At 42.2% G+C, this 7340-nt stretch carries 5 protein-coding genes; 3 read left to right on the forward strand and 2 right to left on the reverse strand.

The features are described from left to right. Positions 1-250 (reverse strand): ArsC/Spx/MgsR family protein (locus DBR11_RS20775; protein WP_304594101.1); only part of this gene is annotated, 250 nt, incomplete at its 3' end. 153 nt (positions 251-403) lie between these two features. Here DBR11_RS20775 and DBR11_RS20780 point away from each other — a divergent pair. Genes DBR11_RS20780 through DBR11_RS20790 form a run of 3 tightly spaced genes read left to right on the forward strand, consistent with a single transcriptional unit; the run spans position 404 to position 6340 of the window. After that, positions 404-3883 (forward strand): response regulator, encoded by a 3480-nt coding sequence (locus DBR11_RS20780; RefSeq protein ID WP_108554535.1) that lies wholly within the window; start codon positions 404-406, stop codon positions 3881-3883. 2 nt (positions 3884-3885) lie between these two features. Continuing rightward, complete coding sequence (locus tag DBR11_RS20785; RefSeq protein WP_108554539.1) at positions 3886-4722, forward strand: protein-glutamate O-methyltransferase CheR; 837 nt, start codon at positions 3886-3888, stop codon at positions 4720-4722. 28 nt (positions 4723-4750) lie between these two features. Next, the gene (locus DBR11_RS20790; protein WP_108554536.1) at positions 4751-6340 is read left to right on the forward strand and encodes a response regulator; all 1590 of its coding nucleotides are present in this window, start codon (positions 4751-4753) and stop codon (positions 6338-6340) included. A 72-nt stretch (positions 6341-6412) separates the two neighbouring features. Here DBR11_RS20790 and pth read toward each other — a convergent pair whose 3' ends face one another. Beyond that, positions 6413-6973, reverse strand: coding sequence for an aminoacyl-tRNA hydrolase (gene pth / locus DBR11_RS20795; protein WP_108554537.1), 561 nt, complete (start codon positions 6971-6973; stop codon positions 6413-6415). Positions 6974-7340 lie beyond the last annotated feature (367 nt).

Genomic DNA, 7340 nt, shown 5'->3' on the forward strand with positions numbered 1-7340 from the left:
GCAGAATTTGGACAGCACCGGCCTGGTCCTTTGCCACCTCTTGCTCTTCAGGATTCAGTTTCTTCCAGGTCGTTCCTTTTTTATTCAGAATGTTTTCCCAACCAAAAATGTCGCACCATTCATTCAATTTTTCTGCAGCGATGCCCTTCTTTTTAAAATCATGGAAATCAAAATCAAAACCACCTTCCTTTAACCAGGTAGCTGCTTTTTTTACTGTATTACAATTGGGAATGCCGTAGACTGTGATCATAGAAGGTACTTATAGATATTATCGGCTAAAATAAATAATTTTCACCGATAATATTTATTAAATTAACAGTTCTGCATCCATTATTAAGTAATATTGCATAATTTCTGGGAGCGACCTTCCTGAACTTATATAAAAAGCCACATTTCAACAGATATGATCAAGCTATCATTTAAACAACAGGTACTTACGGGATTTGCTGTTTCCCTGCTATTTGTCCTCTTTTCTGCAGTTACTTCTTACCTAAGCATTGAATCTTTTGACAAAGACTCTAACTGGGAAAACCACACTTATGAAGTCATGCTGCTCACCCAGAAGGTTGATCTTCAAATGACCTCTGCCGAAAATGCACTGAAAGGTTATATCCTCACCGAGGATCAGATGTACATGCGTACTTATACTGATAATCTGGACAAAGCAGAAAGCAGCCTGCATGACCTGAAGAATATGGTGATTGACAATCCACTCCAGTCGCAACGGGTGGATTCGCTGGAATTATTTGCCCAGCAAAGGATGAGCACCATGAAAGAGATCCTTCAGGCCGATCAATCTGAAGGTAGGGAAACGGCTTATAAACTCTATCTGAGCGAAAAGGCAAAAATGAGAAGAGAAAACCTGACCAGATTAGGTGCCAAAATGATTCTTGAAGAGAGGGCTCTACTCAAAAAAAGAATCGATGCAACAGTACAAAGCAAAACCAAAACCATCGCCATTGTTATTGGAAGTGCCTTAGTGATTTTCTGTCTGATCATGTTCCTGTTTACTTATATCAAAAGAACATTTGATCAGCAAAAGGAAACAGAAGACCAGATCCGCCAAAATAACGCGCAGCTGGAACAGCTGTCTATTGAGAATGAGCAAAAGAACTGGCTCCTTTCAGGCGCAACCACAATTAATGAGGCCATGCGCGGTGAACAGGAAATGGAGGAACTCTCCACCAATATCATCACCGAAATTTGCAATTACCTTCGGGCACCTGTAGGTGCACTCTTCTTAACCGACGAGAAGAAGAAAAATTTATTCCTTGCAGGTGGTTATGCTTATCAACGTAAAAAAGGCATAATTGAAAGCTACCATCTGGGAGAAGGCCTGGTGGGTCAGACTGCCCTGGAAAAGAAACGGAAACTCCTTACCGATGTTCCGGATGACTATATAAAAATCGTCTCGGGTCTTGGTCATACCCTTCCTAAATGTATCTACTTAGTTCCCATTCTCTTTGAAGAAGAGACCATCGCAGTAATCGAAATTGGTCTGAAAGACAGTCCCGATGAAACCACCGAAAAATTTCTGGAAACCATCACCGAAAGTATAGGTGTTGCAATCAACAGTGCAGCTGCGCGGATTCAGCTCAGAAACCTCTTTGAGCAGACCCAGCAACAAGCTGAAGAACTGGAAAGCCAGCAGGAAGAATTGCGTACCACCAATGAGGAGCTGATCTATAAATCTGACCAGTTGATGGCTTCTGAAGAAGAACTCCGTGTACAGCAGGAAGAACTAAGGCAAACTAATGCTGAACTGGAAGAAAAAGCACAGCAACTTGAAGAAAGGAATATCTCCGTTAATCAGGCACGTGAAGCCATGAGCCTCAAAGCAGAAGAACTTGCTGTGTCCAGTAAATATAAATCGGAATTCCTGGCCAATATGAGCCATGAACTGAGAACACCGCTAAACAGTATTCTGATCCTGGCCAGGATCCTGAAAGAAAACAAGCCCGAAAACCTAACCGAAGACCAGATCAAATATGCCGGTGTGATCCACAATGCGGGTACAGACCTTCTTACCTTGATCAATGATATCCTGGATCTCTCCAAAATAGAGTCTGGCAAAATTGACCTGAACATTGAACCGGTAAGACCACAGGAGATCACCCAAAATATGGAATCCCTGTTCAATGAAATTGCCCGCAGCAAAAAGATTGAATTTGAGACCATCAGAGCAAAAGAACTTCCGGAGAGGCTACTTACAGATCTTTCCCGGGTGGAGCAGATTATAAAGAACCTCCTTTCCAATGCTTTTAAATTTACCCCTGAGCATGGTAAGATCACACTGGAACTGAGCCATTCTTCCAAAAGCAAAACTTATTTTTCCGAACACCTTAAACAAGCTCAGAATGTGATTTCAATGCAAGTTCGTGACACCGGGATTGGCATCCCGGCGGAAAAACAAAAACTCATCTTCGAAGCCTTTCAACAGGCTGACGGATCTACAAGCAGAAAATACGGGGGCACCGGACTGGGCTTATCCATCAGCAGGGAGCTGGCAAATATCCTTGGCGGAGAAATCCAGATTGAAAGTACCCCGGGAAGCGGAAGTACCTTCACACTGTTCCTTCCCGCTGAATATGCAACAGGGAACCAGGTTACCGAAACTCAAACATCAACCGCTCCGGCCGAAACAATATCGGCTTTAGCAGCGGTACCAGAAGTTAAACCTATACAGAAGAAATCAGACCATGTCCTGCTCATCGTAGAAGATGATCTTGTCTTTGCAGATGTACTAAAAGATTATGCCAAAGAAAAAGGCTTCCAGCCTATACTTGCCCACAGCGGTGATACCGGACTGGAAATGGCATTCTCTGAATTGCCTGATGCCATTGTACTGGACATCATGCTCCCGGTAATGGATGGATGGACGATACTTAAAAAGTTAAAAGCAGATCCAAGGACCAAACACATCCCGGTGCATATGATGTCTGCCGGTGATGAAAAAACAGACAAAGCCCGCAAAGAGGGTGCGATCGGCTTTCTGAAAAAGCCCATTGAAAAGGACCAGTTAGACACTGCCTTTAACCTATTGATGAACAATACAGATCAGTATAACTTTAAAACTGTACTGCTTATTGAAGACCAGGAACTGCAAAGCATGATTGTTAAGGAAGAACTGGTCAGTAAAGGTATAGAAGTGGTCCAGGCTTTTACAGGCCAGGAAGCATTGGATGTTTTAAAAACGACAACTTTTGATTGCATCATCCTGGATCTGAACCTCCCCGATATTTCAGGCTTTGACCTGCTGGATCAGATCAAAACGCAACCTACGCTAACCCATATCCCAGTGATCATTAATACAGCAATGGAACTAGACCAGGAAAAAATCTCCCATATTATGAAATATACGGAGGCGATGGTCCTGAAATCAACCAAATCCAACAACAGGCTGATTGATGAAGTAAGTTTGTTTATGAATAAGATCAGGAAAGAGGACGATCCATCACTCTTTAGTATTTCACAAGGAAAAACCAAGAATGTGTCCACGATCGAAAAAGCCCTGAAGGATAAAACAGTCTTAATCACAGATGATGATATGCGAAATATATTTGCCTTATCCAGCGCTTTACAGAGCTATGATCTCCAGATTGTGATTGCCAACAATGGCAGGGAAGCCCTCGAAAAACTGGAGGAGAACAAGGATATTGACCTGGTGCTCATGGACATCATGATGCCGGAAATGGACGGATACGAGGCGATGCGTGCCATCCGTTTAAATAAAGGATTCTCCAAAGTTCCTATCATTGCCTTGACTGCAAAGGCCATGAAGCAAGACAGAGAAAAATGTATTGAGGCCGGGGCCAACGATTATATTTCCAAACCAGTCGATATTGATCAATTGCTCTCGATGATGAGGGTATGGCTAAGTTAAACATGAAACATAAAATAGAGCATCTTCCCGAAACCATTAGTTATACAGAGCTGGCAGACTTGATTATCCTGATCCACAAGATCCATGGTTTTGATTTCAGCAACTACTCCGGTGCCTCCCTGAAAAGAAGAGTGACCAGGATCATGCAACTTCAGAATCTGAGTCTGTTTGATTTACGTACTTTACTGACCAATGATGCGGACTACTTTGAATCCTTTTTGATTGAGGTAACGGTTAATGTAACTGAAATGTTCAGGGACCCTGCATTTTATACTTCCGTAAAAGAAAACATTTTACCCTATATCCGTTCCTATCAGCGCATAAAAGTATGGAACGCAGGTTGCTCTACCGGAGAAGAACTGTATTCTTTTGCCATCTTGTTTGCCGAAGAACAACTGTACGACCGGACTTTCTTTTACGGTACAGATATCAATTCTGAGGTACTTGATTTTGCAAAAGACGGCATCTATGACCTGAAGAAAATGAAGCTCTATTCCGAGAACTATTTAAAGACAGGGACCTCACATACCTTGTCTGATTATTATACCGCAAAATACGATGCAGCATCCATCCGGCATTCCCTCAAAAAGAATGTTCTGTTTTCAGCCCATAATCTGGCCTCAGACGGTGTCTTTAATGAGTTTCAGGTGATCTCCTGCCGCAATGTACTGATCTATTTCAATACAGATCTTCAAAAAAAGGTTATAGATCTTTTTTATAATAGTTTAGCTAATTTTGGCTTCCTGTGCCTGGGCTCCAAAGAAACGCTCCGGAGTACAGAAATAGGAAGATTTAAAGTAATCGACAAGAAAAATAACATCTATCAAAAGACAGCCTAGCTGCACACTAAGAATAACAAACAAAGCAATGGAAAAGATTAACATTTTAATTGTTGATGACAGACCGGAAAACATCATTGCCCTGGAGGCCTTGCTGCAGAGAGACGATGTAAATGTAATCAGTACAACTTTGCCCAATGAGGCACTCCGGTTGTCCTGGGAAATGGATATTTCCATAGCCTTGGTGGACGTTCAAATGCCGGAAATGGACGGCTTTGAGCTGGTGGAAATCTTAAAAAGCAATCCCCGCACCAAAGACATCCTCATTATTTTCGTAACAGCCATTTCCACTGACACCAAATATGCGGTAAAGGGGCTAAATACAGGTGCCGTAGATTATCTGTACAAACCACTAAACCCTTTTGTTACCTCGGCAAAAGTCGATTCCTTTATACAGTTTGTACGCACACAACGTGACATCAAAAAGAAAAATGAGGAACTCCAGGCCTTCCAGAAAAAGCTGATTCAGGCAAAAGAAGAGGCAGAACAAGGGAAACGGATTAAAGAAAACTTTCTGGCCAATATGAGCCACGAGATCCGTACACCGATCAATGGCATCATCGGCATTGCAAACTTACTCAACAGTACTCCTCTTACTGAGGAACAAAAAGAAATGGTCGGGTTACTGGAAATCTCCTCTAATTCCTTACTTGGGGTCATCAATGATATCCTGGATCTCTCCAAAATAGAGGCTGGCAAGTTTAAGATCAACCGTGCAGAAACGGACCTGATTAAAAATTGCAATTCGGTGGTCAACCTCTTGCGGATCCATGCCAAAGAAAAGGACCTTGAACTGCTAACCGAATATGATCAGCAAATACCGGCACTGGTGATGGCAGATTCACTCCGTTTAAATCAGATCTTGATGAACCTGATCGCCAATGCTATTAAATTTACCCAAAAAGGTACGGTTACACTTAAAGTAAAAGTCCTCGACAGCAAAGGAAATAATCTTCAGATTGAGTTTTCTGTAACCGACACCGGCATTGGTATTGCTGCAGAAAATATCGAAAAGATCTTTGAAACTTTTGAGCAGGCCGATGAACAGACCACCATCAAATTTGGAGGTACAGGACTTGGGCTTTCCATTGTAAAAAATCTGGCCAAATTAAAGGGTGGTATCCTAAATGTAAAAAGTGAAGAACAAAAAGGCAGTACCTTCTGCTTTACAAACTGGTATGAAGTCGTGAGCAACGAAAAATATGAAGAAACTCCCGGAAGTGGCAAACTGACACCTTTCGAGAATGTAAAGATCCTCATCGCCGAGGACAACTCCATTAATGCCTTTCTGATCAAAAAGATCCTGAAAGACTGGAACATTCAGTTTGATCTGGTCGAAAACGGCAAAGAGTCTCTGGAGAAGCTTAAAGAGAACGATTATGATCTTATTTTAATGGACACTTTTATGCCCGTAATGAACGGACTGGAAGCCATCAAACTCATTCGAGAAGGCTATGCACCCGGGAAGGAAAATATTCCTGTGATTACCTTTTCTGCAGCCGTCATGGACGATGATAAAAAGACTGCCATGAGCGCCGGAGCCAATGACGTCATCAGCAAGCCATTTGAACAGGATGTTCTGCACAAGAAAATTGCCTTTTATACCCGAAAGAAGTAAAATAGCCTCAGGCAGGTCTCTTATCTACTGCTGAGGTAAAACTCAAACATGAATCAGAGACCGGCCTGAATACTATTTATTAAATGCGGTCATGGTTTGTGCCGGACCTATAGTAACCAGACTTTTGATTAGCTCCACACTCTTGTCAATCAGTGCTGGCAATTCCGGTTGTTCCTCTTTGTCAAAAGGTGCAAGTACATAGTCAATTTGCCTTCCCTTGGAGAAGTTGTCATCTATCCCAAACCGCAAACGGGGATAGTTCTGCCCGCCACATACATCTTCAATATTCTGTAACCCATTATGCCCCGCACTGCTTCCTTTTAGCTTCAGTCTCAGCTTACCAAATGGAATAGCCAGGTCATCTACCAGAACAAGGATATTTTCCAATGGAATCTTCAGTTCATGCATCCAGTAATTTACCGCTTTACCACTTAAGTTCATAAAAGTAGTTGGCTTGATCACATGGATCTTTCTTCCTTTAAAGGAGCATTCTGCATAATAGGCCAGGCGCATATTGGAAAAACTGCCTCCCAATTGTTTCACGAGTTCATCTGCGATATCAAATCCAATATTATGTCTTGTATGGGCGTATTCAGGGCCTATGTTCCCTAAACCTACGATCAGGTATTTCATTCAGCGTATGTTTTAATTTAGGTGCAGCACCAGGTTAGCCGGTAGCGGCTAGTGCTGTATTGCGCACAAATGTAAAGATTTATGGAATGTAAGCTAGTTGAAAAATTAAATTACTCTTCGAAGAGTGTAAAAGGGCATAAGCTTATTGGAAAAAAACAATATACTCTTCGAGGACTGGACTCCTTGCCTCGCTGCGCTCTTGTGGCAAGGCACCCTGAGGTCCTCTCTGAGTAATATTGTTTTTTTATAGGGCGCTTAGCTGGGAGGAGAATCCAGGCATGGCGCAAAATAGGTTATGGAAATAGGTTAGAAATATGAATACTTAAATTGAATAAAAACTCATTACAAGTCTGCGCCATGCCCGGAC

It is taken from the genome of Pedobacter sp. HMWF019 (assembly GCF_003061025.1).
Classification (GTDB): domain Bacteria; phylum Bacteroidota; class Bacteroidia; order Sphingobacteriales; family Sphingobacteriaceae; genus Pedobacter.

Bases quoted from the DNA above. Each gene is read 5' to 3' on its own strand.
- DBR11_RS20780 (WP_108554535.1), top strand. From the start codon at position 404: ATGATCAAGCTATCATTTAAACAACAGGTACTTACGGGATTTGCTGTT.
- DBR11_RS20785 (WP_108554539.1), top strand. From the start codon at position 3,886: ATGAAACATAAAATAGAGCATCTTCCCGAAACCATTAGTTATACAGAG.
- DBR11_RS20790 (WP_108554536.1), top strand. From the start codon at position 4,751: ATGGAAAAGATTAACATTTTAATTGTTGATGACAGACCGGAAAACATC.
- pth (WP_108554537.1), bottom strand. From the start codon at position 6,973: ATGAAATACCTGATCGTAGGTTTAGGGAACATAGGCCCTGAATACGCC.